Source organism: Magnetococcales bacterium, assembly GCA_015231925.1.
Lineage (GTDB): Bacteria > Pseudomonadota > Magnetococcia > Magnetococcales > JADGAQ01 > JADGAQ01.
Genome location: JADGAQ010000331.1, coordinates 1 through 2,739 on the forward strand (window position 1 = coordinate 1; position 2,739 = coordinate 2,739).

A 2,739-nucleotide genomic window follows, 5' to 3' on the forward strand; every position below is an offset into this window, starting at 1 on the left:
GACGACCCGCTGCGGACCGCGGGGGGGCAAGGGGGGGCCTCATCCCCCCATCCGTTGACGTTGAGGTGTGCCTTTGACGGAAGGCTTTGCACGGCGGGAAAACTCGGCTATTGCGCTTTCATTGGCGACTGCGGACCGCTCCACGTCAACACCTCAGGGCTCCGCCCCGAACCCCGCCGGGGGCGATAATCGCCCCCGGACCCCCGTATTAATCAATAACACCTCGTCGGACCTTTGCATTTTGCCCGAAACATGCGACCCTCTGCGGGGAACGGTTTGGGCAACCAGGCGGTGGAGATGTGTACCATGGAGGTAATCCTCGAATACGGCTATCTGTTCGTGGCACTGGCTGCGGTCTTCGGGCTGTTCATGTGCTGGGGCATCGGCGCCAACGACGTGGCCAACGTCATGGGAACCGCCGTGGGTTCCGGAGCCATCACCGTCAAGCAGGCCATCGTGATCGCCGCCATCTTCGAGTTCGCCGGGGCCCTGCTCGCCGGTGGCTCGGTCACTTCGACCATCCGCAAGGAGATGGTGGTTTCGGCCCCCTTCGAAGCCAATCCGGAGTTGCTGGTATACGGCATGATGGCTGCCCTCTTTTCCGCAGCCATGTGGCTGATGGTGGCCTCCGCCCGAGGCTGGCCGGTCTCCACCACCCATTCGGTGGTCGGCGCCATCGTCGGTTTCGCCCTTTTCGGCTTCGGCATGGACGCCCTGCGCTGGGATATGGTCTCCACCATCCTGCTCTCCTGGATACTGTCGCCCATCCTCAGCGGCATTATCGGCTTTCTGCTGATCATCTCCATTCGCAACCTCATCCTCAACCAGGATAATCCGGTGCAAAAAGCCCGGCTTTGGGGGCCCGCCTATATCTTTCTGGTCGGCTGGATCCTGGCGCTGGTGACCTTCTGGAACGGTCTGCCCCATCTGGGGGTTGATCTGGGCTTCTTCCCCTCTCTGCTGGCCGCCATCGGCGTCGGGCTGCTCACCGCCTTCGTGGGCAAGATGAGCCTGTCGCGGGTGCGTCTGGAGGATAAGGGCGAGGGCAGTTTCCACTTCGCCAGCGTGGAAAGCCTCTTCTCTCCGTTGATGCCCATCACCGCCTGCGCCCTGGCCTTCGCCCACGGTTCCAACGATGTCTCCAACGGCATCGGACCCCTGGCGGCGGTGTGGAGCATCGTGGTCTCCAACGGTTCCGTGACCCAGACCACCCCCCTGGCCTGGTGGGTGTTCGCCCTCGGCGGGGCGGGCATCATCCTGGGGCTGGCCACCATGGGCTTCCGGGTCATGGAGACCATCGGCATGCGCATCACCGAACTCTCCCCCACCCGTGGTTTCGCCGCCACCATGGCCGCCGCCACCACCGTGGCTTTGGCTTCTCAAACCGGCATGCCGGTCTCCACCACCCACATCGCCGTGGGCGCGGTCATGGGTGTCGGTCTGGCGCGGGGCATCGGCGCCCTCGATCTGCGGGTCATCGGCGGTATCCTGGTCTCCTGGGTGGCCACCCTGCCCCTGGCGGGCGCTCTGGCGGCGGTGATCTACTACATTTTGCGCAGCATCTTCTCCTGAATCGATAAATCAATATGCAATCCGGCAGGACCACCGCGGCCAGCAAGGCCATACCCCGAATCATCCTACTCGCCGGACGGGACAAGTCCCTCCTGCGCAAACATCCCTGGGTCTTCTCCCAGGCCATCGCCCGCACGGAAGGCTCCCCCCGGGCGGGTCAGGTGGTGCGGGTCGAAAGCCACAGCGGCGCGTTTCTCGGCTGGGGCGGCTTCTCCCCCGACTCCTCCCTGCCGGTGCGCATCTGCAGTTTCCGGGAAGAGCGTCTGCCCGACGAATCGTGGCTGCGTTCCCGTCTGGCGGAAGCGGTGGCGGTGCGTCGCAATCTGCATCTGATCGGGGAGGAGACCAACGCCTGCCGCCTGGTTCACGGGGAAAACGACGGACTGCCCGGCCTGGTGGTGGATCTTTACGGGGATTATCTGGTCTGCCAGTTCCTTTGGCACGGCATGGAGCCGTGGCGCGCCAAGGTGGTCGAGATTCTGCGGGACCATTTCCCCGGAGCGGGCTTGGTGGAACGATCGGAAGGCCAGTCCCGCAAGCGGGAGGGGCTGCCCGAACGCAAGGAGCTTCTGGCGGGTGCTTCGCCACCGGCCACGGTCGCTATCGTGGAGGAGGGGCGGCGTTATCGCGTCGATCTGTTGCAGGGGCAGAAGACCGGATTTTATCTGGACCAGCGGGAGAATCGCGGCTGGTTGAGTCGCAGTCAGCCGTTGGGTCGGGTGTTGAACGGATTCGGCTATACCGGCGGGTTTACCGTGGCGGCGTTGCGGGGTGGTGCGGAGTCGGTGCTGCATTGTGACACCTCCCCGGAGGCGCTGCGGCTGACGGAGGCCAATCTGGCGGAAAATCAGCTTGATGCCTCACGGGTCAGCCTGCTCAAGGAGGATATGTTCCAGTTGCTGCGGCGATTGAGCGAGGCGGGTGAGCGCTTCGACACGATTGTCCTGGATCCGCCCAAGTTTGCGGAGCACAAGGCCCAGGTGATCCGGGCGTGTCGGGGTTACAAGGATTTGAACCGGTTGGCCATGGGGTTGTTGCGACCGGGAGGGGTTTTGTTCACCTTTTCCTGTTCCGCCCATGTGGAGTTTCCCCTGTTTCAGAAGGTGGTGGCGGACGCGGCGCTGGATGCGGGCCGGGAGGCGCGCATTGAGCGGCGGCTGTTCCAGG

General features: G+C 64.2%; 2 protein-coding genes. Both read left to right on the forward strand.

Annotation, left to right across the window (positions count from 1 at the left end; all coding sequences use genetic code 11):
• The first annotated feature begins 306 nt into the window (after positions 1-306).
• Positions 307-1,572, forward strand: a complete 1,266-nt coding sequence (locus tag HQL56_19475; GenBank protein MBF0311697.1) for an inorganic phosphate transporter — start codon at positions 307-309, stop codon at positions 1,570-1,572.
• A 14-nt stretch (positions 1,573-1,586) separates the two neighbouring features.
• The coding region (locus tag HQL56_19480) for a class I SAM-dependent rRNA methyltransferase (GenBank protein ID MBF0311698.1) at positions 1,587-2,739 on the forward strand (1,153 nt) is incomplete at its 3' end.